Consider the following 22,786-nt stretch of genomic DNA (forward strand, 5'->3'; position numbering starts at 1 on the left):
GCCTCGCGTCACGGCTGCGACACGTCGCGGCCGAAGTACTTCTGCGAGATTTTCGCGTAGGTGCCGTCCGCCTTGATGTCCGCGAGCGCCTTGTCGATCGCGGCCACCAGCGCGGGGCTGCCCTTGCGCAGCAGCACGCCGGATGCGTCTCCCGCGCCGGTCTTGTCGGTCGCCGCGATCTTCAGTTTCGCGTCGGGCTTGTGCTTGCGGAAATCGAGGTACGACAGCGAATCGTTGATCGTCGCATCGACGCGGCCCGACGTCAGCAGGTCGATCGATTCGTTGAAGCCCTGCACCGGCACCACGTCGGCGCCGTGCGCGGCCGCGAGCTTGCCGAAATTGCTGGTCAGCGTGTTCGCGGACTTCTTGCCCTTCAGGTCGTCGAACGAGCGGATCGTCGTGTTGTCCGCGCGCACGATCAGCACCGCGTGCGACGTGATGTACGGCGTCGAGAAATCGTATTTCGCCTTGCGCGCGTCGGTGATCGACACTTCGTTGACGACCGCGTCGTAGCGGTTCACGTCGAGGCCCGCGATCAGCCCGTCCCATTTTCCTTCGACGAACTGCGGTTTCACGCCGAGGCGCTGCGCGATCGCGGTCGCGATGTCGACGTCGAACCCCGTCAGCTTGCCGGTCTCGTCGTGGTACGTGAACGGCGCGTAGGTGCCCTCGGTGCCGACGCGGAACACGCCGGCCGACTTGATCTGCGACAGGTCGTCGGCAGCCAGCGCGCTGGCGGCCGCGACGGCCTGCAGCAACGCGACGACCAGGATGGAGCGGAGGAATTTCATGGTGCGGACCCCGAATGATTGGAGAGGATCGTCCCGCCGGCGCGCGGGCGCCGTTCGAGAGGTCCGCGAATTCTACCGATGCGTCGAGGCCCGGCAAAAACGCAAATCGGCTAACGATATGAGCCGATCGAATAACGCCCGCACCGGCCGCCACGCCGGCGCGCGCGCCTTACATGCCGCTTACCACGGCAGCGAATACGTCTTCGTATTCGTGAAGCTCTTCATCGCTTCCTGCACGCCTTCCTTGTACCCAAGCCCCGAATCCTTCACGCCACCGAACGGCGTCAGTTCGAGCCGATAGCCGGGCACCTCGCGCACGTTCACGCTGCCGACTTCCAGCTCGGTGATGAAGCGCGTGATGTGGTCGAAGCGGTTCGTGCATACCGACGACGACAGCGCGTAGTCGGTGCTGTTCGACATCCGGATCGCTTCGTCGATGTCGCGAAAGCGCATGATCGGCGACACCGGCCCGAAGGTTTCGTGCTTCACCAACGGCATGTCGGGCGTCACGCGATCGACGACGGTCGGCGCATACAGCGCGCCGTCGCGCACGTTGCCGACCAGCAGCCGCGCCCCACGCACGAGCGCGTCGTTCACCTGCTGCTCGCAGAACTTCGCGGCCGCTTCGTCGATCACCGTGCCCATGTCGACCGACGGATCGGACGGATCGCCGTACGACCACGCGCGCGTCTTCTCGACGACCAGCTCCGTGAAGCGATCGGCGACCGCCTCGTGCACGAGCATCCGCTTGATCGCCGTGCAGCGCTGCCCCGAATTCCTGTACGAGCCCGACACCGCGAGCGTGCTCGCCTCGTCGAGATCGGCATCTTCCATCACGATGATCGGATCGTTGCCGCCGAGTTCGAGCACCGCGCGCCGGTAGCCCATCCGCGCGGCGATCGACTTGCCGATCGACACGCCGCCGGTGAACGTGATCATGTCGATCGCCGGGTTCGTAATCAGCTCGTCGGCGATCTCCTTCGGGTCGCCGGTGATCACCTGCAGCATCTGCGGCGGCAGGCCGGCCTCGTACAGGAGGTCCGCGAACAGGTAGCACGACAGCGGCACCTTCTCCGACGGCTTCACGACGATCCGGTTGTTCGTCGCGACCGACGGCACGATCTTGTGCGCGACCTGGTTCATCGGATGATTGAACGGCGTGATCGCCGAGATCACGCCGAGCAGCGGGTCGCGCTGCGTGTACACACGGCGCTTCTTGCCGTGCGGCGTCAGATCGCACGAGAAGATCTGCCCGTCGTCCTTCAGCACTTCGCCGGCGCCGAACGTCAGCACGTCGGCCACGCGGCCCGCTTCGTACGTCGAATCCTTGATGCACAAGCCGGCCTCGGCCGTAATCAGCGCCGCGATCTCCGCGGTGCGCGCACGCACGATGTCGGCCGCGCGGCGCAGGATCGCCGCGCGCTCGTGGCGCGTGAGCGTCGGCCGGTACGCACGCGCGACCGCGAATGCGCGGCGTACGTCGTCGAGCGTCGCCTTCGGCACGGTGCCCACCCGCGCGCCGTCGTACGGGTTGCGTACGTCGATCACCGCGTCGCGATAGATCTTTTCACCATCGATTCGCAGCGCTTCACGATGTGGCGTGCGGACATCGGCCGATGCTGCAATGGCGTTCATGACAGTCTCCTGGCGGATCGTCTGCGTCACTGCAGATGGTTGAGCGCGATGTCGATGACGTCGAAGTTACGCAGCCGCGCTCGGCCCGTGACGTGGGCCGCAACCGGCTTGCTGAAGATCAGCGGCACGATCTGCTCGGAGATTCCGCCGTGCGAGCGCAGCGGCACGTCGAGGCCCGACAGGTCGTGCTTGATGCGGCGCGTGCCGAGCACGACGTCCTGCTTCGAGATCACGATCAGGTCGCCCATCCGCGCGGGCGGCAGCTCGAAGCGCGCGCAGCCTTCGGCGCCCGCCAGCACGACCTCGATGCCGTCGACCGCGGCGAGCCGCGCGCGCAGCGCATCGGTGTCGGCCGTCGCCGGCACGTAGACGGTCGCGAACGAACCGAGCGCGCCGTGGTGCACGACGTATGGATCGGTGATCGGCAGGATCACGCGCGCCGCATCGGGGCCGAGCCATTCGTCGAACAGCTCCTGCAGATAGATCACGTTCGGCTCGCCGGTCGTGTCGTCGTGCTTCGCGTTCATCCCGTGATCGGCGGTGATCGCGACGATCGCGCCAAGTGCGTCGAGGCGTTGCAGGTAGGTGTCCATCATCGCGTAGAACGCGTTCGCGCCGGGCGTGCCGGGCGCGCACTTGTGCTGCACGTAGTCGGTGGTCGACAGGTACATCAGGTCGATCGGGCGCGTCTCGAGCAGGCGCACGCCGGCCGCGAACACGAATTCGGACAGATCCGCGCTGTACACGCTGGGCACCGGCTTGCCGACCAGCTCCAGCACGTTGTCGATGCCGTTTTCGGCGACACTCGCTTCGTCGGCCTTTTCCGACGAGAAGCAGATGCCCTTCAGCCCCTTGCCGAGCAGGCGGCGCAGCTTGTCCTTCGCGGTGACGACCGCGACGCGCGCGCCCTGTTCGCCGAAGGCCGCGAGCACGGTGGGCGCGACGAGGTATTTCGGATCGTTCATCAGCACCTCGGTGCCGGTGTCGCGATCGTAGAAGTAGTTGCCGCTGATTCCGTGGATCGCCGGCGGCACGCCGGTGACGATCGACAGGTTGTTCGGGTTCGTGAAGCTCGGCACCACGCACTCGCCCTTGAGCGCCGTGCCCGGCTTCAGCAGCGTGCGCAGGAACGGCGCGACGCCGGCCTCGGCCGCTTCCTCCAGATATTCGTATGCGCAGCCATCGACGCAGACGACCACCACGGGCCGGCTCATCCAGTTGTAGCGGCGCCCATTCACTTCCACGGATACAGGCGTTTCAGTCATGACGTTCAGTCCTTTCCGATCGAAGGGGTAAGCCGTCGGCGCCCGCGCCGCGCCGATGGGAAGTGTGTTTCCAGGCTTGACATTAAAATGGATGATTTGTAGATTGTCAACAATATGCAGAGAACAGAAAGCCAGAAAGCAAACGGCGGACGGGTGAGGAACATGAAGGGTGGCCACCACCCCGGCCGCCTCGGGCCGCGGCGTGGTTTTTATCAGGCGGTCAAAAAGCGCGGCTACATTCGGTCTCGGGGCACGCTCGCCGAGGTCGACGCGTTCCGCGTTCGCTGCATCGGCCACTTCGATGAAGCCGGTATTCCGGGAGCGATCGCCGACACGCTGAAGGCGATGGGCGCGCGCCGCATGTCCACGGAAGCGATGGCCTGACTCGACGAATCGGGCCGCAGGACGGCGCGCGGCGTGCAGCCCTCCGGCGTGCATCGCGGTGCGGCGGTGTCGGTTTCGCGTTTGCACTGGTTTTCGTTTTTGCGCCGTGTGCGGCACGGCAACCTCACCCTCACTGGTACGACCCCGATGCGACCCTTCTGGATCGAACAAGCGCTGTTCAACGACGGCGACCTCGCCCCCGCGCTGCAAGGTGCGACGCAGGCCGACGTGTGCATCGTCGGCGGCGGCTTCACGGGCCTCTGGACCGCGATCCAGGCGAAGCAGCAGCACCCCGCGCTCGATATCGCGATCCTCGAGGCCGACCTGTGCGGCGCCGGCGCGAGCGGACGCAACGGCGGTTGCCTGCTCACGTGGTCCGCGAAATTCCTGACGCTGCGGCGCCTGTTTGGCGAAGCCGAGGCGATCCGGCTCGTGAAGGCATCGGAAGCGGCCGTGCAGCACATCGCCGATTTCTGCCGCGCGCACGGCATCGATGCGGAGCTGCGGCTCGACGGCACGCTGTACACCGCGACGTCGCGCGCGCAGGTCGGCACGCTCGCACCGGTGCTCGATGCGCTCGCCGCGTGCGGCATCCACAGCTACGAGCCGCTGCCGCCCGCCGACGTCGCACGGCGCTCGGGCTCCGCGCGCAATCTTGACGGGCTCTACTCACCGATCGCCGCGACCGTCCATCCCGGCAAGCTCGTGCGCGGGCTGCGCCGCGTCGCGCTTGCGATGGGCATCCGGATCTACGAGCGCACGCCGATGCTCGACTTCACGCCCGGCCAGCCGGCCGTCGTGCGCACGCCGGCCGGCAGCGTGAGTGCGGCCAAGCTCGTGTTCGCGATCAACGCGTGGATGGCGAGCCGCTTTCCGCAGTTCGAACGGACGATCGCGGTCGTGTCGAGCGATATGGTCATCACGGAGAAATGTCCGGATCTGCTGGAGAAGACCGGGCTCGTGGACGGCGTGTCGGTGCTCGATTCACGGATCTTCGTGTACTACTACCGCACGACCGTCGATGGCCGGCTGATGCTCGGCAAAGGCGGCAACACGTTTTCGTGGCGCAGCCGCATCGCGCCCGTGTTCGACCGCCGCTCGCCGTACGAGGCGCAGCTCACGCGCAGCCTGCGCGAATTCTTCCCGTCGCTTGCGGGCGTGCCGATCACCGCGAGCTGGAACGGACCGTCGGATCGCTCGGTGACGGGCTTCCCGTTCTTCGGCCACCTCGACGATGCGCCGAACGTGTTCTACGGCTTCGGCTATTCGGGCAACGGCGTCGGGCCAACCTACATGGGCGGGCAGATTCTGTCGTCGCTCGTGCTCGGCCTCGACAACGCGTGGACGCGCAGCCCGATCGTGCGCGGCCCGCTCGGCCATTTTCCGCCGGAGCCGATCCGTTATGTCGGCGCGCACGTGGTGCGCAATGCGATTCGTCGCAAGGAGCGCGCGGAGGACGACGGCCGGAAGCCGTCGGCGGTTGATACGTGGCTCGCGAAGTTTGCGAGCGCGGCGGGGAAGGCGGATAAGGCGTGATTACATCATTCGGATAACGTATCGAAGTACCTGCCCCGTAGGCGGATCGCGTTGCAAAGATCCATGCATACACCCGAGTGCGCTGTGAATCCGGAACCGGCTGGGTACTGGACGATTTCTTCGATAAACGGCGCGGCAAAGGATCGGTCGCCGGCGATCACCGCATTCGGCCGGACATCATCAACGTCGAGCGAAGCGACGGTCGCGATCCAGCCGCTCCGCGGCCTTTCGTCGTGAACGTGCGTGACCGGTAACGCGACAGCCTACGCGCCCGCCTTCTCCCGCGCCGCCTTGCCCGTCACCGGCAGCCCCTGCTCATGCATGCGGCGCATCCGCGCGAGGCCGTGCGCGACGTGCTCGCGCACGAGCGCGACGGCCTTGTCCTCGTCGCCGGCCGCGAGCGCCTGCACGATCTTGTCGTGCTCGGCCGCCGACACGGCGATCGCACCCTTCTCGGCCTCGATCGCCGCCTGACGCAGCAGGCCGAGTTGGCGCACGAGCCGCCGGTAGGTATCGGTGAGATGCGTATTGCCGACGCCGACCACCATCGCGTCGTGGAACTGCACGTTCAGCTCGGTATAGCGCGTGACGTCGTGCGTCTTCGCGGCGCCCTTCATCGACTGGACGATGCCCTTCAGCACTTTCAGCGTATCGGGCGAGATGCGCTTCGAAAGCGCGCGCGCGACCGACTCGTCGAGCATCGCGCGCACTTCGTAGATCTCCTCGGCCTCGCGCAGCGGCACGACGCGCACGGTCACGCCGCGGTTCTTCTCGTTGCGCAGCAGGCCGGCCTGTTCGAGCGCGCGGAATGCCTCGCGCACCGGGCCGCGCGACACGTTCAGCCGGGTCGCGATATCGACCTCGTTGAGCTTTTCGCCCGGTGCATATTCGCCGGAGACGATCGCGCGCTCGAGCATGTCCTGGACGATCATCGCGAGCGACTGGCTTTGCAGGAGTTCGATGGCGCTGAGCGCGTTCGGGGCAGTCATGGTCGGGCAGGCAGCGGGGCTGCAGGTGAAAACGAGGGCGCCATGTCGGCGAGTGGTCGTTGTATACCTCTCACCCCACCAAATTGTCAACAGTTTTCAGTTTCCAAAAGCCAGTCCGGCGTACGACTCACATTCGCAATCGCCATGCAACCGGCACGCGGCGGTCGCGCGATGCGGGCGAACCCTCCCGCGTCGCGCGCCACCGCCTGCACAGCCGTCAGGCCGTACGCTTCACCGGACCCGGATCGCTGTGGCTCGGCCGACCCGTTTCGACGTGGCCCGCGAAGCGGCGCACGACCTTGTCGTCGCCGCCGCGCAGCGTCGTCGCGGTGATCGTCAGATCGTACCAGCCGTGGCTCGACGACAGCTCGAAGTGCGCGTCGACGCGCTCGCCCGGCTCCAGCGTGTACGTGCGTGCATGTGCATGGCTGTACGCATTGTCGACCGACACGCGACACGTCGCGCGCCCGCTGTTGCGCAGTTGCAGATACACGTGACGATTGCGCACGTCGTAGCCGATCTTCGCTTCGGGGTTCGCGTGGCGGCCGTCGGCGGCCAGCCGCGTGTTGCCCTGGAATTCGCACAGATAGCCGTTCGGGCCGTAGGCAGCCAGATGATAGTCGCCGCGCGCGGCCGACGTGCTCCACGTATCGACGAAGCGGTCGCGCGCGGACACCGCGTAGCGGCGCGGCGGCGTCGCCGGGTTGCGGCGGTCGTACACGTAGAACGCGGCGCCCGCGTCGCCGGTGTTCGCGAAGTCGAGCGACACGGTGTCGTCATGCGCGCCGACGCGGCTGTGCACGAACAGCTCGTATGGCAGCGCGCGCGCCGGACGCGTGCCGGGCTCCTGCGTCGGCATCGACTGCTGCGCGGGCACCTGGTACGCCTGGCCGGCGGTGGCGATGTGCTGCGGCACCGTGAAGCCGACCGTGCGCGTGTCGGGGCGCGCGGAGAAGTCGAACGCCGACGTGAGGTCGCCGCAGATCGACCGGCGCCACGCGCTGATGTTCGGCTCCTTCACGCCGAACCGCGCCTCGAGGAAACGCAGCACCGACGTATGGTCGAACGTCTCCGAGCAGACCCAGCCGCCCTTCGTCCACGGGGAAATGATGATCAACGGCACGCGCGGCCCGAGGCCGATCGGCTGGATGCCGCCCGGGTCGGCGCCCGGCACGAGCGGGCTCATTTCGCCCGGGTACTTGTTCAGGTCGAGCAGTTCGTCGCCGAGGTTCGACAGCAGGTTCGACGACACGATGCCCTGCCCGCCCACGCCGCTCGTGGCCGGCGGCACCGGCGGCACAACGTGGTCGAACAGCCCGTCGTTCTCGTCGTAGTTCAGGATGAACACCGTCTTCGCCCACACTTCGGGGTTCGACGTCAGCGCCTCGAGCACCATGTTGATGTAGAACGCGCCGTCCGTCGGCGATGCCTGCGGATGCTCGCTGTACTTGTACGGCGACACGATCCACGACACCTGCGGCAGCCGGTTGGCCTGCACGTCGGCCTTCAGCTCGGCAAGCGTGTGGTCCGACGCGCCCTTGTCGACCAGCGGGCCGCTCGCGCCTTCCTTCACCTGGAAGCGCTTGAAGAACATCAGCGAGTTGTCGGTGTAGTTGTCGGTCGGGTCGCCCGGGATGCCGGTGCCGCCCTGGTACACCTTCCAGCTGATCTTCGCGTTCTCGAGGCGTTCCGCGTAGGTCGTCCACGTGTAGCCGTTCACGTCGTTGCGCTCGCCGATGCCCGGGCCGTTCGTCGCGCTGCCGTAGACGTTGCGCGAGTCGACCGTGCCGGTCCACAGGTAGATGCGGTTCGGCGCCGTGTCGGCGTGCGCGGAGCAGAAGTACGAATCGCAGATCGTGAACGCGTCGGCGAGCGCGTAGTGGTACGTGAGATCCTGGCGCTTCAGGTAGCCCATCGTCAGCACGTCCTGCTTCTGGTTCACCCACTGGTCCCACTGGCCGTTGTTCCAGGACAGGTGGCCACTGCTCCAGCCGTGATTGGTACCCGGCTGGAATTCGGTCGTCTGCTTCGGATCGAGGTAGAACGGCAGCACGTACGGCGCCTGCGGATCGAGGCCGCGCGAATGGTAGTTCTTCGTGAACACCGACGCCGGCGGCTGCTGCCACACCGGCGCGCCGTTCGGCAGCAGGTGCGGACGCGGGTCGTCGAAGCCGCGTACACCGCGCAGTCCGCCGAAGTAATGGTCGAACGAACGGTTTTCCTGCATGAAGATCACGACGTGCTCGACGTCGCGGATCGTGCCGGTACGATAGGCGGCCGGCATCGCCAGCGCATTGCGGATCGCGGGCGGGAAGCCCGCGTAGGCGGCCATCGCGCCGGCCGACTGCGCGGCGAGGCGCAAGAAATCGCGTCGATTGTTCGAGGACATGAAGAGCACCCTGTGGTCGGTGGGAGTGGGGGCGCCGGGCGAGCGGGGCCGGCGATCTGCGTCGTCGTTATTACCCCGCACCGGCATGTCCCGGCCGTGACCGGTTCCCGCAGGTTTCTTGCCGTCATCCCCAGCTTTTTTTCGAAGTCTCGCACGGCGCGCCTTTCATCCGGCCGACACATGCGTACGCTACGCTGACGCGCGATGAAGAGGGGGGAGAAGCCGAGTCGTGTTCGATCAGCTGAAGGCGTTCCACGCGACCGTCCGGCAGGGCAGCATCACGCGCGCCGCGCGCCACCTGGGCGTGAGCCAGCCGACGATCGCCGCGCAGATCCGGCAGGTCGAGCAACTGTACGGCGTCGAGCTGTTCTACCGCAGCGGCCGCAAGCTCGAGGTGACCGAGACGGGCATCGAGCTGCTGCCGCTCGTCGAGAAGATGATCGCGCTCGAGGCGCAGGCCGACATCATGCTACGCAACATCGGCGGCCTGTTCGAAGGCCATCTGAGGATCGGCGCGACGGGCCCGTACTACATCATGGACGCGGTCGGCCGCTTCTCGAGCGCGCACCCGTCGATCGCGCTCACGTGCCGGATCGGCAACTCCGAGGAAATCCTGCAGGCGCTGCAGGAATTCCGCATCGATCTCGCGGTCTCGTCGCAGCGCAACGACGCCGACGGCCTCGAACGCAAGGTGATCTCGACCGATCCGCTCGTGCTCGTCGTGCACCGCCATCATTCGCTCGCGCGGTTCGATTCGATCGACGCGGCGCAGCTCGCCGACGTGCGGCTGCTGATCCGCGAGGAAGGGTCGGTCACGCGCCGCTGCACGGAGACGATCCTCGCAGCGGCCGGCGTCGCGGCCACGTCGGTTGCCGAGATCGGCAGCCGCGAAGCGATTCGCGAGGCGATCCTGCATGGCGTGGGCGGGAGCCTCTTTCCGCTCGGCGAAGCCGAACGCCATCCGGACTTGCGCGTGATCGCGCTGCGCGGCGTCGACACGACGATCGACGAATACGTGTACTACCTGAAGGCGCGCCGCCAGAGCCCCGCGATCGACGCGTTCCTCGCGTGCATCCTGCCGGGCCGTGCTGAAGCAGCCGGCGCATCCGACCACGGACAACCGGCGCGGCGGGCGAACGCACGCTGAGCCGCCGCGCGTTCACCGCTTCCGCACATGACCTAGCGCTCTTCCCGCGCCTTCCCTCGTTGTTTTCCTCGTGCCTTTCTTCTGTCGTGGCGCCGTGCGTCACTTCGGCAGCGCCGGAATCATCCAGGTCAGCACGTGCTGCTGCAGGAACACCAGCACGCCGAGCAGCAGCGTGAGGATCACGCTGTGCCAGAAGGTGCGCGCAAACACGACGCCTTCCTGCCCTTTCAGGTCCGTCGTCGACACGCCCGTCGCGATATTCTGCGGCGAGATCATCTTGCCCATCACGCCGCCCGACGAGTTCGTCGCGGCCATCAGCACCGGGTCGAGGCCGAGCTGCCGCGCGGCGACGACCTGCAGGTTGCCAAACAGCGCGTTGCCCGACGTGTCGCTGCCGGACAGGAACACCGCGATCCAGCCGAGCGATGCCGACACCAGCGGGAACAACGCACCCGTCGACGCGACGCCGGTGCCGAGCGTATAGCTGATGCCGGAGTAGTTCAGCAGGTACGCGAGGCCGACGATCATCATCACGGTGACGATCGCGATCCACGTCTGCCGCCACGTCTTCACCACGCATTCGATGAACGCCCCGGGCCCGGTGCGCGTCAGCGCGGCCGTGATGATCGCCGACAGCAGGATCGCGGTGCCCGTGCCGAGCGGCTGGAAATCCCAGATCGCCGCATACGGCTTGTGGTACAGCGACACGTACACCGCGTTGTGCAGGCCCGGCCACTTGATCTTCACGTCGCCGATCGCCGCGATGTTCGCGTGCACCCACACGATCACGACCACCGACACGACGAGCCACGGCAGCCAGCCGCCGAAGCCCGCGCGCGCGGCGCCGGCGGCGGCCGGCACGCTGCGCGCGAGCGCGTATTGCGGATCGGGCTGCGGCTTCCACAGCTGCAGGAAGCCGATCGTCACGATCAGCGACGAGAGCGACGACAGCACGTCGGTGAGCTGGTAGCCGAGGAAGTTCGACGTGACGAACTGCGCGATCGCGAAGCTGCCGCCCGACACGAGCAGCGCGGGCCACAGCTTCGCGATCGAGCGCAGCCCGCCATACGCGCCGACCACATAGAACGGCAGCAGCAGCGCGAAGAACGGCAACTGGCGGCCGACCATCTGCGCGAGCGTCGCGGGCGGCAGCGACGTGACCGCGCCGAGCACGGTGATCGGCACGCCGAGCGCGCCGAACGCGACCGGCGCCGTGTTGAACAGCAGCGTATAGGTGAGCGCTTCGAGCGCGGGGAAGCCGAGCGCGATCAGCAGCGCGCTCGTGATCGCGACCGGCGTGCCGAATCCGGAGATCCCTTCGAGCAGGCAGCCGAACGAGAACGCGACGACGAGCAGCACGAGGCGGCGGTCGTCGGGCAGGTTGTCGAGCATCCACTGCCGGAACTGGTCGAAGCGGCCCGACTTCACCGCGATGTTGTACAGCAGCAGCGCGTTGAAGACGATCCACATCACCGGCACGACCGCGAGCGCCATGCCGGCGCCGACCGCGTTGAACGCGAGCCCGGCCGGCATCCCCCACGCGCCGATCGCGACCGCGAGGCCCGCGACGAGCCCGGCGAGCGACGCCTGCCACGCGGGGCGGCGCAGCACGCCGAGCGCGATCAGCGCGACCGCGATCGGGATCGCGGCGACGAGGAACGACAGGAGCAGCGAGTGCGCGACGGGCGTCAGCGGCTGCGCGAAGACGATGCCGGGCGGGAGGGCGTCGGTGGGGTTCATCGTGTCTCCAGATGTCGACCCGAGTCGGCGCTTCAGCGTCTACTCGGGTCCCATGCCTTGTGCGGCCGACCCGGGTTCGCATGTCGATGCGCCGGGCTCGGTACAAGGCGATGTCCTGCGGTCACGACCGCGCTCGGGCGCTTGCGTACGCAACGACGTTGCGCGGCCAACCGATCGGTTGCTTAAAAGAGGTTAGGAGGCGCAACGCGCTTGTACAAGGGGGAGAAGCCCGATGCGGGCGAGCCGATGCGAACCGGCCGCCGCACGATGGCCGGCAGATGGCGCGCCGCTGTCGCGTTCGACAGGCAGCCCGCCGCGGCCGCCTCACCGGTGCGCGCAATGTTGCGCGACCGGAAAAGGTGACTGCCCGCCACGAGGATGTTTCGTTTGGCGTCCGAAGCCTAGACTGGCTGCATCGTTTCCGCCCGCGCCGCCGATGGCGCGGCGGCGGAACCTCACGGAGCCAACACGATGAAGACGATGAAACACGCGGCATGCGCGTGCGTGCTGATCGGCGCGGCGTTCGCCGCTCACGCGCAAGCCGCGTCGACGCTCACCCGCGCGCAGGTCCGTCAGGAACTGGTGGAACTGCAGGCCGCCGGCTACCGGGCGAGCCTCGCAAGCAGTCCCGACTTTCCGCGGAACATGCAGGCGGTCATGCAGCGTGCCGCGCAGGCGCGCGGTGAGGGCGACGCCGCCGGTTACGGCAGCGACGGCCGGGCGCACGGGGAATCAGGCAAGCCGGCGCTGCCGCACGCAGTCGATCGCGGCACGTATGCGCATCACTGACCGGATCACTGACGGAACCGGATGGATCGCGCGGCAGCGGCGCGGCGCACCCTGCGCCGGCCGCATGCGCGACCGTCACACGCTGAAGCGGTTCAGCGTATAGGCGCGATAGGCGGCGACGAACGCGTCGAACGATCCGGCCTCCTTCGCTTCGAGCTCGGCCTGCTCGGCGAGCGACTTCGCGGCAAGCGCCTGCTCGGCGTGCAGCGTCTCGGCCGACGGCGGGCGCGCGCGAAAATGCGCGGCATGCGCTTCGCTCTGCGCGAGCGCGAACGCGAGGAACGACTGACCGTTCTCGCGCATCGTGCGCAGCACGCGCGCGGATGGCGTGCGCTCCGGATCGGCGAGCTTCTCGCGCTGCGCGGCGATCGCGCGCGCATGCTCGTCGCCGCCGCGGATTTCGTCGAGCCGGCGACCGACGATCTCGATATCGGCCATCAACTCGTCGGCCCACTGCTGCAGCGTGACCGGCTGGCCGTCGCGCGTCAGCGTGAGCCCCGGCTTGCGGCCGTCCAGCGTCACGCTGCCGAAGTTCGCGTTCGCTTCCTTGTACGCGTCGCAGTCGAGCGGCGCGCTGTCGTCGAGCGCGCACGCGAGCAGGAACGCGTCGATGAAGCGCGCGGTCTCCAGCGCGATGCCGGTCGGCTCGAATGGATCAATGTCGAGGCAGCGCACTTCGATGTACTGCACGCCGCGCGACGCGAGCGCATGCAGCGGCCGCTCACCCGAATACGTGACGCGCTTCGGCCGGATCGTCGAGTAGAACTCGTTCTCGATCTGCAGCACGTTCGTGTTGATCTGGATCCACTCGCCGTCGCGATGCGTGCCGATCGCCTCGTACGCCGGATACGGCTCGCTCACGGCCTTCGACAGCGCGTCGAGATAACCGGGCAGCGTGTTGTAGTCGACGTGCAGCGCGGCCTGGGCCGTCGTGTTCGAGTAGCCGAGATCGCTCATCCGCAGGCTGGTCGCATACGGCCGGTACAGCGTATCGGCGTCGAACGTGTCGAGCTTGTGCGGCTTGCCGCGCAGGAACTTCGTGTCGAGCACCGGCGACGCGCCGAACAGGTACATCAGCAGCCAGCTGCGGCGGCGGAAATTGCGGATCTGCGCGAGATAGCGTTCCGACTGGTAATCGACGAGCGTCGCCGTCGACTCTTCGTCCGCATGCAGGCGCCGCCACACTTCCTCGTGCAGCGAGTAGTTGTAGTGGATGCCGGCGATGCACTGCATCGTGCGGCCGTAGCGGTACGCGAGGCCGCGCCGGTACACCGTCTTCAGGCGGCCGATGTTCGACGTGCCGTAGTTGGCGATCGGAATCTCGTCGTCGGCCGGCAGCAGGCCGGGCATCGACTCGTTCCACAGCATCTCGTCGCCGAGCGATGCATACACGTAGCGATGCAGATCGTCGAGGCGCTCGAGCGTGAGCGCGGCGTCGCGCTCCGCGGGCGTGATCAGTTCGATCAGCGCTTCGGAATAGTCGGTCGTCAGCGCCGGATGCGTGAGCGCCGAACCGAGCGCGCGCGGATGCGGCGTGAACGCGATCATCCCGTCGCGCGTCACGCGCAGGCTTTCCTTTTCGATGCCGCGCAGGCCGTCGGGCAGATGCTGCCGCGTCGGGCCCGAGCTCAGCGCGTCGAGGCGTTTCAGCAACAGTTCGGACTGGCGGTGAGTCATGGTGTTCGACATGGAGACGCAAGTGCGTGACGGCCGCGCGCAGAACGCCGCGCGCGGCCGGCTGGATTGTTGGTCGCTTCGTTGGTAGCGGGCACTTTAACATCTCGCCGAAAGCCGCGCTTGAGGTGGCCGCGAGCACGGCGCGCGGGCCTGAGCGGGCGATCGGGCGGGCCGGGCGCGGTAGCGCTGGCGCATATCGCCGGGTCGGGACGAGGGCGATCGGCACGCCGGTCAGCGGAATTCGTCGGACGGAATGGGAACGGCGAACGGTTGGCGGCAGGTGCAACCGTGTCGCGGAATGGATCGGAAAACGACGCATGCGGAGGCGTCGCACGCGCGGCCTCCGGCCGGTGCCGAAGGCATGGAATCGCCATGACGGGCCGCGTCACGCCGGCACTCGGCGCATGCTGGCACCGCCCGCGCAATGGGTTGCAGCCCGCCTTCCTGCAGTCGCACCCGGCCGCAGGCCGCCGCGCTTATCCGCCGCGCGCGCCGCCCGCCCGGTCGGCCACCTCGTTCCACAGATGCAGCGCCGCATACGCGCGCCACGGCCGCCAGCCTTCGGTGCGGCGTTTCTGGCTGGCGAGCCGGTCGAGCGCCGGGTCGCGCGCGGCGATCGACTGCATCAGCACGAGATCGGAGGCCGGCCACGCATCCGGATCGCGCCATGCGCGCATCGCGATGTATTCGACGGTCCACGGGCCGATGCCGGGCAGATCGAGCCACGCGCTGCGCAGTGTCGCGAGATCGGCATGCGCGCGATCGACCGGCACGTCGCCGGCCGCCACCGCGCGCGCCACGCCGGTCAGCGCGGCCACGCGCTTGCCGGGCATCCCGATCTTGTCGAGATCGCACGCGGCCAGCGCGTCGGGCGTCGGGAAACGCCACGCGGGCGCGCCGTCGTCTTCCGGCATCACGCGTTCGCCGGCCCGTTCGACGAGCCGGCCGACGATCGTCGTCGCGGCCTTCACGCTCACCTGCTGCCCGACGATCGCGCGCACGGCCAGCTCGAACCCCGACCACGCGCCCGGCACGCGCAGCCCCGGCGCGGCCTCGACGAGCGGCGCGAACCACGGATCGCGCGCGAGGCCGCCGCCGATCGCGGCCGGATCGGCGCCGAGGTCGAACATTGTCGCGACGCGCGCGGCGAACGCATCGTCGACGCGACGCGCGACCGCCCCTTCGACGGTCGCGATCAGGCAATGCTTGCGCGGATGCTTCTTGACGGTGAGGCGGCCCGCCGCGCCGTGCAGATCGACGATGCGGCGATACACGCCGTCGGCAACCTGCTCGACGCCCGGAATCGCGCGCCCGCTGAAGAAGCGCAGCACGCGCGCCCAGTCGTACGGCGCCTTGTAGCGCAGTTCCATCTGCGCGGACGGCGGCACCAGGCCGCCGTTCCCGAGGGACGTGATCGTTATCGTGTCGATGCTCAAACCGCACTGCCCTCCGTCTCGGCTTCGGCTTCATCGTTGTGAACATGACGCGCCTCGGCCGCGAGCAGCGTCGCCTTGCGGCGTACACCCCAGCGATAGCCGGCGAGCGCGCCGCCCTTTTGCACGACCCGGTGGCACGGAATCGCGAGCGCGACCGGATTCGACGCACACGCGGACGCGACCGCCCGCACCGCGCGCGGCGAGCCGAGCGCCTCCGCGATCTCGGAATAGCTGCGCGTTTCGCCGTACGGGATATGCGTCAGCGCTTCCCACACGCGCTGCTGGAACGCGGTCGGCGCGATGTCGAGCGGCAGGTCGAACGCGTGCCGCGTGCCGTCGAGGTACGCGCGGATCTGCGTGACGAACGGCGCGAGCCGCGCGGACGATTCGACCAGTTCGGCCCGCGCGAATGCGTCCTTGAGTTCGCCGACGAGCGACGCCGCATCGTCGCCGAACGCGATCCGGCAGATGCCCTGTTCAGTGGCGGCGACGAGCACCGTGCCGAGCGACGTCGACGCGGTCGCAAAGCCGATCCGCAGGCCGGCGCCCTGGCGACGGAACGCGGACGGCGCCATCCCCAGCTCGCGCGGCACCGACGCATAGAGCCGCGACGGCGAGTTGAACCCCGCATCGACGGCCGCCTGCGTGACCGGCTGCCCGCTTTGCAGCGCCTGCCGGAGCGCGGCGCCGCGCTGCGCGGCCTGGTACTGCCGCGGCGACACGCCGACCACACGCTTGAAGAGCCGCTGCAGATGAAACGGGCTCACGTGCACGGCGTCGCTCAACTGCTGCAACGTGAGCCGCTCGGCCTGCGCGTCGAGCACCGCGCACGCACGATTGACGATTTCCAGCTCGCGCGGCAGCCCTTCCGGCTGGCAACGCTTGCAGGGCCGGAAGCCGGCCGCGCGGGCGGCCGCCGGATCGGCGAAAAAGGACACGTTCTCGCGGCGCGGCTGCCGCGACGCGCAGGTCGGGCGGCAGAACACACCGGTCGTGCGGACGCCATAGAAGAACGCGCCGTCCGCATGCGGATCGCGCGTGGTCACGGCGGCCCAGCGGGCATCGTCGGTCGGATAGGCGGTTTTCATCTGAACCTCGCACTTTCTAGTGTAGATGGTGCCTACTCTAGCTATCGGCACATGCCGTCGCGCCCTGAATCTTGCTCTGTGATTCGTGTCGGCGAATCGGGGCCGTATCGATCGAAATAAACCCGACGAAACCCGCGCGGCGGCCGCTCCGGCGCGGTTTTCGTCATCGTCCCGTCACCGTTTTGCTGCAGTGCGGATGCGACAAATCGCCGTCCTGACGTTTTTTTGCAATCGGAATATTGCGTCGCACCATCGCCGTGTGTATAGTTGGAACTGTCTCCTCCATGTCTCCTCCTGATATGGATTAAGCCCGTTCCGCTCTGCGTGAACGGGCTTTTTTTCGTCCGTCGATTGTGCCGCGTGCCGGCCGGCAGCGCAGGCGCGATGCGTCTACACTCGATGCTCGTCGACTGCGAAGGAGTCCCGCCCATGAAGCCCACCATCCGCGGAATCGATCACATCGTGCTGCGCGTGACCGACATGGCGGCAATGACACGCTTTTACTGCGATGCCGTCGGTTGCCATGTGGAGAAGGAGCAGCCCGATCTGGGCCTCGTGCAACTGCGCGCCGGCGACGTGCTGATCGACCTGCTGACGGTCGGCGGCCCGATCGACCGTCCCGACAGCGGCCCGCCCGGCACCGGGCGCAACCTCGATCACCTGTGCCTGCGCGTCGAGCCGTTCGATCCCGACGCACTGATCGCCCATTTCGCTGCGCATGGCGCGCGACCGGGCGCGCCGGCCGAACGCTACGGCGCCGGCGGTTACGGGCCGTCGATCTACCTGTTCGATCCCGAAGGGAACATGGTCGAATTCAAGGGGCCGCCGGCCGCGCTCGGCTGAACGCGGCCGGCGCGCGGGCCCTGACGGCCCCTTACGCGCCCTCGCGCGCCTTCAGCACCGTCCATTCGACCGCGACCGGATCGTGGTCGGCGCTCGAGACCCACGCGGTGCCGTCCTGCACCGTGCACTGCAGGCGCATCGTGCGCGCCGCGAGCCGCCCGAGCGCGGCCGCGACGCCGTCGGCGAGCGACAGCACCTGCACGTTGCGCAGCCGTTCGACCTTGCTGCGCACGCCCTGCCACCAGATATCCGACGTCTTGCCGCCGTACGCGATCACCGTGACCTGCCCGGCACGGCCGGCCGCCTTCGAGATGCGCCGCTCGTCCGGCTGGCCGGCCTCGATCCACACGTCGATCGCGCCCGTCAGGTCCTTCTGCCACAGGTCGGGCTCGTCGACGTCCGACAGCCCCTTGCAGAATTCGAGCCGCTCATGCGCGAACAGCGCGAACGCGACGATGCGCACCATCATCCGGTCGTCGGTTTCCGACGGATGGCGCGCCACCGTCAGCGCGTGATCGGCGTAGTAATGCCGATCCATGTCGGCGATTTGCAGTTCGGCTTTGTAGATCGTGGATTTCAGCGCCATGCGGATGCGGCCCGGGCGGGCATTCGGTTCGGTCGGGCCGTGATGATACCGAATGCGCGCCGTCCGGCGTGCGTCATGCGCCGTTCACAGCGCAACGGCCCGGCATGCGCCGGGCCGTGTTCGGTTCGCGCCGCCCGCTCGTCGGGCCGGCGCGCTCGCGCGTCGTGCGACGGCGCGGCGAATCGACGGTTACTGCTTGACGAAGCGCGAATCGGTCCAGAGACCTTGCTGGTCGCTATTGTCCGCGCTGACGAATTGCACGTCGCCCTGGTCGACCGCCACCACGCGGAAACGCTGGCCTTCCGGCACCGACAGGCAGCGGAAGTCGTCGAAGTACTGCTGCTTCGCCTGCGATTTGCCGTCACGTTCGTGATTCAGTACGGAATCCAGATTGTCTTTCGACAGGCAGCCCCATGCATTCTTCGTCAGCTGGATTTCCTGCTTCGGCTTGACGGCCGAATCGCCGCCGGCCTGCGCAATCGACACAGCGCAAAATGCGCCGACAAGGGCAAAAAGGACACCGGTACGCTTCGTCATGTTCTGTCTCCAGGCTTGCGGGCACCAGGCCGGGTTAGCTATGTGTTTAAAGGTGATCGTGAACCCACGTTTTTCACTTTAGAAGACCGGTAAACGATAGCAAGCACATTTATTGTGCGACCGCAATAGCGGCGGATTGTCGCACCCCGTGCGCAGGCGGCTTTTGGCGCGACGGGCGCGCGCGGCAAGCGTCGCCGAATGGCGGATAGGCCTTGGCCGCCGGGCGGAAACCGTTATCCGGCAAGGCTTTCAGCAAAGTTACAATGCATCGATTGAACGGTTTGGATAATCCATTTCGCTATCCGGATCATTTTGATGCGTTGCACATAAAGTCATCCGAAACGATTCGACTTTACCGCAGTGCGGAATCGCATTTACCTGATACAAGAAAAATGCCAGGTATAAGCGCATCCGTATTTATCCGTAGTTCCCCGCATCCATTCGGCGCCTTGAAGCCCTATCGCAAGCGCCTTTCGTCCGCGTGGTGTTTACCCTGCCTTATTCGACCCGATTTGCTGGCGCTCGAAATAATCGCGCTGGAAAATGCACATGCGATAAGCGTTGTGATACGCACCATTCCCGAAAAATTCTTCCTTCAATTCGGCCTCGTGCTGGAATCCGCATTTTTCGTACACGTGGATCGCCGCCGCATTCGACGTATCGACGATCAGGTAAAGCTTGCGCATGTTCAGCACCTTGAACGCGTACTCGATCGCGAGGCGCGTCGCCTGGCCGGCGTAGCCGCGCCCCTGGCACTGCGGCGCGATGATGATCTGGAACTCGCCGCGGCGGTGGATGTAGTCGAGCTCGATCAGCTCGACGAGGCCGACCAGTTCGTCTTGCGCGTCGACCGCGACGAAACGGCGTTCGCGCTGGTCGTGCACGTGGCGGTCGTACAGTTGCGACAGTTCCGAGAAGGTTTCGTACGGCTCCTCGAACCAGTAGCGCATGATCTTCGCGTCGTTGTTCAGCTCGTGGACGAAGCGCAGGTCCTGGCGCTCCAGCGGCCGCAGCGCGAGCGTGTTGGTATCGTTCTGGAGTTGCATGGTCATGTCCTTTTTGAGGCCGGCGCACTTGCGGAACGCCCGCGCGGCGTGGCCGCGTTCGGGCCCGTTTCGCACTGTAAGAATTTGAACGCGGGCGCAGTTCAGAGCCTAGAATGGGAGCAAGGGTTCCTGCCACCGCAAGGAGGCTATCGTGATCGAGCAAGTCATCCTCGGAATTTTCCTCGTGCTGCCGCTCGTCATCGTGGCCGCGCTGTTTTCCGACGAACTCTGGCAGGAGCACCGTCGCCAGCATCCGCGCGACGAGAACGCGCCGCACATCGACTGGAAGCATCCGTGGCGCCGCGTGCGACGCGGGCACTGACTTCGATCACCGCCGATTCGCCGCCCGCGCCGGCCGGGCCATCTGGACCGGGTAACATGCGATGCGGGTACAGCTCTTGCGCTCGATCCCATTCCCGCCCCACCCGCGAGACACCGACGTGAACGACAAGTCCGCCATTCCCCCGCACGATATCCCGAACGAAACGATCGATCTGCAGATCGCCGATGTGCTGGCGGCCGTCCGCTATCCAGCGAACAAGGATGCGATCGTCGATGCCGCGCGCGACGCCGGCGCCAGCAACGAGGTGCTGTCGATGCTCGACGGCCTGCCCGAACAGGACTACGCGGACGTCGACGCCGTCACGCGCTGCGTCGCCGGCAACTTCGGCCCGGGGCTCGGCATTTGAGCGGATGCCAATAACGCGATAGGATCGGGCCGCACCGGTCGCGCCGCGATCGGGATGCGTGCCGCCCGGCGCAAGATCGGGCGCTTCGCACGCGTGTCCGGGGGACTCCATGGAAGGCATCCTGATCCAGCACACGACGCAACGTCAGCTGTGGTTCGGCGCGCTGACGGCGCTCGTCATCCTGCTCACGCTCGGGATCGCCGCGCCGCACGCGAACGTCGCGCTGCCGCCCGTCGAGCCGTTCATGCCGATGTGCGCGCTCACCGTGTTCACGACCGCGAGCATCGCGGCGTTCTTCCTCGGCGCGCAATTCACCGTCACGCGCCAGCCCGTGCTCGGTGCGCTCGGCGGCGCCTACGCGTTCACCGCGCTCGCCGTCGCGCTGCAACTGCTCACCTTTCCCGGCGTGTTCGCGCCGCACGGCCTGCTCGGCGCGCGCCCGCAAAGCGCCGCATGGATGTGGATCTTCTGGCATGCCGGCTTTCCGTGCTTCGTGATGGCCGCGCTGTTCGCCCGCGAGCGGCTGACGCGCGCCCCGGTCGGCGCGAAGGAGACGCGCCGCTGGACGATCGCGCTGGTCGGCGGCCCGGCCGTCGCCGCGGCGCTCCTGTGCGCGATCGCGCTGAACGTGTCGCTGCCGCCCGCGTTCCATCCGCCCCGCGACGCTGCCGTGCTGCCCGTCAACGGCATCGCGCTCGTCGTGTGGATTCTCAATGTGCTCGCGCTCGTGGCCGTACTGGTCACCGGCCGGCTGCGCACGACGCTCGACCTGTGGCTCGCGATCGCGGTGCTCGCGTGCCTCACCGATACGACGCTGAACTTGCTGAGCACGAACCGCTTCACGGTCGGCTGGTATGTCGCGCGCGTGTTCAGCATGTTCACGCCCGGCGTGCTCGTGTGCGTGCTCGCGTGGGAAGTGACGATGCTGTATCAGCAGTTGTTCGAAGCGCACGCGACGCTGATCCGCTCGTCCGCGCGCGACGGGCTCACGGGCGCGTTCAACCGCAGCCATTTCAACGATCATTTCCACACGCTGTTCCTGCAGGCGCGGCGGCAGGGCGAACCGCTGTCGCTGCTGATGGTCGACGTCGACCACTTCAAGGCATACAACGACGCGTTCGGTCACGTGAAGGGCGATGCGTGCCTGATCGCCGTCGCGAATGCACTGACCGGCGCGGTGCGGCGGCCGTCCGATATCGTCGCGCGTTACGGCGGCGAGGAGTTCGCGGTCGTGCTGCCGAACACCGGCGCGCGCGGTGCGCGGGTGGTGGCCGACGAAGTGCGCGACGCGGTGCTGCGGCTCGACCTCGCGATGCCCGACTCGCCGGCCGGACGCGTGAGCGTCAGCGTAGGTTGCGCGACCGTGTCGGCCGACGATCTGTCGACCCCCGACGCGTTGATCGAAGCCGCCGACGCCGCGCTGTATCGGGCGAAGGATGCGGGGCGAAACCGGGTCGTCGTCGCCTGAAACGTCTGCTGTTTGGCCAATTGTTACGGTCATTGTGACCGGAATAATCCGCCGTTACGGATTGCGGCGCCGGGATACGATCGCTTACAGCCCGGGCCGGGGCCGCTCGCTATGCTGGGTTTCATGTTGAATCCGAGCAGGTGAACGCGATGAAGAAGGCCCTTTTGCTGATTGCCGGCGTCGCCGTGTTGTTGAGCGGCTGTATCGTCGTGCCGGATGGTGGCGGGTATTACGGTGGGGGTGGGTATTACCATCATCATCGTCATTGGGATTGATAGAGGTGACGGTCCGGACGCTCGAGGCGCGCATCTTTGTGGGCTGATCTTCGATCAGTCATGCCTCGACCGTCGTCCAGCATATCGCCCTCGCTGCGGCGAAATTGACAGCGAGAAGTTCGAAAGGACCCGACGTGTCGGCACCGCCCCGGTGGACATCAGCGGCACGAGCGTCGTGGCGACCCACAGACGCCCATTCCACGAAACGTTAGGCCTCTCCTCGAGTTCGTGGTTTAGATGCGGGCTAACGCTCGCTCCAACTGCCTTGCCAAGAAGAATTTTAAAGAGCGCAGTTCCTGCGGGTATCGACTTACCCATCGGCGATCTCATGCGCCCAGCGCGCTTAGATGGCCGGGAAAGTTCAAAGAATATTTCGTCTGAAACTCAACCATCTGGATAACCATTTCAAACTAGTTCGATTGATTTCCGGGGCATGAGCACGTTAGCGTAACAGGCATTACGCATACCGCCCAACA

At 67.1% G+C, this 22,786-nt stretch carries 20 protein-coding genes and 1 pseudogene; 9 read left to right on the forward strand and 12 right to left on the reverse strand.

Annotated elements, in window-relative coordinates:
• Nucleotides 1-8: 8 nt before the first annotated feature.
• From J8I35_RS25610 to phnA, 3 genes are all read right to left on the reverse strand, one after another.
• Nucleotides 9-791: an amino acid ABC transporter substrate-binding protein gene (locus J8I35_RS25610; protein WP_209927584.1), complete on the reverse strand. Its 783-nt coding sequence runs from the start codon at nt 789-791 to the stop codon at nt 9-11.
• Between the two features lie 180 nt (nt 792-971).
• Nucleotides 972-2,426 carry a phosphonoacetaldehyde dehydrogenase gene (gene phnY, locus J8I35_RS25615; protein ID WP_050011107.1) on the reverse strand — a complete coding sequence of 485 codons (1,455 nt, stop codon included), beginning with the start codon at nt 2,424-2,426 and terminating at the stop codon, nt 972-974.
• Between the two features lie 26 nt (nt 2,427-2,452).
• Entirely contained in the window at nt 2,453-3,691 is a 1,239-nt protein-coding gene (gene phnA, locus J8I35_RS25620) for a phosphonoacetate hydrolase (RefSeq protein ID WP_209927588.1), read from the reverse strand.
• A 201-nt stretch (nt 3,692-3,892) separates the two neighbouring features.
• Between phnA and J8I35_RS25625 the strand changes: the two are divergent.
• Together J8I35_RS25625 and J8I35_RS25630 are read left to right on the forward strand one after the other, a co-directional pair.
• Nucleotides 3,893-4,075 (forward strand): annotated as a pseudogene (locus tag J8I35_RS25625) (2-aminoethylphosphonate--pyruvate aminotransferase); the annotation flags it as partial.
• A 147-nt stretch (nt 4,076-4,222) separates the two neighbouring features.
• On the forward strand, nt 4,223-5,611 hold the full coding sequence (locus J8I35_RS25630; RefSeq protein WP_209927592.1) for an FAD-dependent oxidoreductase: 1,389 nt from the start codon (nt 4,223-4,225) through the stop codon (nt 5,609-5,611).
• Between the two features lie 263 nt (nt 5,612-5,874).
• On the opposite strand, the gene J8I35_RS25635 is transcribed toward J8I35_RS25630, so the two are convergent.
• Together J8I35_RS25635 and J8I35_RS25640 are read right to left on the reverse strand one after the other, a co-directional pair.
• Nucleotides 5,875-6,600: a phosphonate utilization associated transcriptional regulator gene (locus J8I35_RS25635; RefSeq protein WP_209927594.1), complete on the reverse strand. Its 726-nt coding sequence runs from the start codon at nt 6,598-6,600 to the stop codon at nt 5,875-5,877.
• Between the two features lie 217 nt (nt 6,601-6,817).
• Nucleotides 6,818-8,989: a phospholipase C, phosphocholine-specific gene (locus J8I35_RS25640; protein ID WP_209927596.1), complete on the reverse strand. Its 2,172-nt coding sequence runs from the start codon at nt 8,987-8,989 to the stop codon at nt 6,818-6,820.
• Nucleotides 8,990-9,218: 229 nt separating this feature from the next.
• Between J8I35_RS25640 and J8I35_RS25645 the strand changes: the two genes are divergently transcribed.
• Nucleotides 9,219-10,136: a LysR family transcriptional regulator gene (locus tag J8I35_RS25645; protein WP_050011102.1), complete on the forward strand. Its 918-nt coding sequence runs from the start codon at nt 9,219-9,221 to the stop codon at nt 10,134-10,136.
• Nucleotides 10,137-10,235: 99 nt separating this feature from the next.
• Here J8I35_RS25645 and J8I35_RS25650 read toward each other — a convergent pair whose 3' ends face one another.
• Nucleotides 10,236-11,876 carry an L-lactate permease gene (locus J8I35_RS25650; protein WP_124556209.1) on the reverse strand — a complete coding sequence of 547 codons (1,641 nt, stop codon included), beginning with the start codon at nt 11,874-11,876 and terminating at the stop codon, nt 10,236-10,238.
• Between the two features lie 471 nt (nt 11,877-12,347).
• Between J8I35_RS25650 and J8I35_RS25655 the strand changes: the two genes are divergently transcribed.
• Nucleotides 12,348-12,665, forward strand: a complete 318-nt coding sequence (locus tag J8I35_RS25655) for a DUF4148 domain-containing protein (RefSeq protein WP_124556208.1) — start codon at nt 12,348-12,350, stop codon at nt 12,663-12,665.
• 75 nt (nt 12,666-12,740) lie between these two features.
• Here the strand turns inward: J8I35_RS25655 and gshA are convergent, their stop codons facing one another.
• The 3 genes from gshA to ada form a co-directional block, all read right to left on the reverse strand.
• Nucleotides 12,741-14,354 carry a glutamate--cysteine ligase gene (gene gshA / locus J8I35_RS25660; RefSeq protein ID WP_209927598.1) on the reverse strand — a complete coding sequence of 538 codons (1,614 nt, stop codon included), beginning with the start codon at nt 14,352-14,354 and terminating at the stop codon, nt 12,741-12,743.
• A 464-nt stretch (nt 14,355-14,818) separates the two neighbouring features.
• Entirely contained in the window at nt 14,819-15,778 is a 960-nt protein-coding gene (locus tag J8I35_RS25665; RefSeq protein ID WP_209927600.1) for an AlkA N-terminal domain-containing protein, read from the reverse strand.
• On the reverse strand, nt 15,775-16,866 hold the full coding sequence (gene ada, locus J8I35_RS25670; protein ID WP_209927603.1) for a bifunctional DNA-binding transcriptional regulator/O6-methylguanine-DNA methyltransferase Ada: 1,092 nt from the start codon (nt 16,864-16,866) through the stop codon (nt 15,775-15,777). Before ada ends, J8I35_RS25665 begins: the two co-directional genes overlap by 4 nt.
• Nucleotides 16,867-17,295: 429 nt before the next feature.
• Here ada and J8I35_RS25675 point away from each other — a divergent pair, with 429 nt between their 5' ends.
• Nucleotides 17,296-17,709 carry a VOC family protein gene (locus J8I35_RS25675; protein ID WP_209927605.1) on the forward strand — a complete coding sequence of 138 codons (414 nt, stop codon included), beginning with the start codon at nt 17,296-17,298 and terminating at the stop codon, nt 17,707-17,709.
• 31 nt (nt 17,710-17,740) lie between these two features.
• Here J8I35_RS25675 and J8I35_RS25680 read toward each other — a convergent pair whose 3' ends face one another.
• From J8I35_RS25680 to speG, 3 genes are all read right to left on the reverse strand, one after another.
• Nucleotides 17,741-18,295 carry a YaeQ family protein gene (locus tag J8I35_RS25680; protein ID WP_050011096.1) on the reverse strand — a complete coding sequence of 185 codons (555 nt, stop codon included), beginning with the start codon at nt 18,293-18,295 and terminating at the stop codon, nt 17,741-17,743.
• 189 nt (nt 18,296-18,484) lie between these two features.
• Complete coding sequence (locus J8I35_RS25685; RefSeq protein ID WP_124556203.1) at nt 18,485-18,832, reverse strand: hypothetical protein; 348 nt, start codon at nt 18,830-18,832, stop codon at nt 18,485-18,487.
• Between the two features lie 488 nt (nt 18,833-19,320).
• On the reverse strand, nt 19,321-19,878 hold the full coding sequence (gene speG / locus J8I35_RS25690) for a spermidine N1-acetyltransferase (RefSeq protein WP_050011094.1): 558 nt from the start codon (nt 19,876-19,878) through the stop codon (nt 19,321-19,323).
• A gap of 151 nt (nt 19,879-20,029) precedes the next feature.
• On the opposite strand from speG, the gene J8I35_RS25695 reads away from it, so the two are divergent.
• The 4 genes from J8I35_RS25695 (at nt 20,030) to J8I35_RS34875 (ending at nt 22,310) form a co-directional block, all read left to right on the forward strand.
• Entirely contained in the window at nt 20,030-20,200 is a 171-nt protein-coding gene (locus J8I35_RS25695) for a hypothetical protein (protein ID WP_006489933.1), read from the forward strand.
• Between the two features lie 118 nt (nt 20,201-20,318).
• Nucleotides 20,319-20,567: a DUF2795 domain-containing protein gene (locus J8I35_RS25700; protein WP_209927607.1), complete on the forward strand. Its 249-nt coding sequence runs from the start codon at nt 20,319-20,321 to the stop codon at nt 20,565-20,567.
• A gap of 109 nt (nt 20,568-20,676) precedes the next feature.
• The gene (locus J8I35_RS25705) at nt 20,677-22,035 is read left to right on the forward strand and encodes a sensor domain-containing diguanylate cyclase (RefSeq protein WP_209927609.1); all 1,359 of its coding nucleotides are present in this window, start codon (nt 20,677-20,679) and stop codon (nt 22,033-22,035) included.
• A 149-nt stretch (nt 22,036-22,184) separates the two neighbouring features.
• The gene (locus tag J8I35_RS34875; protein ID WP_256097665.1) at nt 22,185-22,310 is read left to right on the forward strand and encodes a hypothetical protein; all 126 of its coding nucleotides are present in this window, start codon (nt 22,185-22,187) and stop codon (nt 22,308-22,310) included.
• Nucleotides 22,311-22,786 lie beyond the last annotated feature (476 nt).

Origin of the sequence: Burkholderia sp. CpTa8-5 (genome assembly GCF_017815045.1) — a bacterium.
Classification (GTDB): Bacteria; Pseudomonadota; Gammaproteobacteria; order Burkholderiales; family Burkholderiaceae; genus Burkholderia; species Burkholderia sola.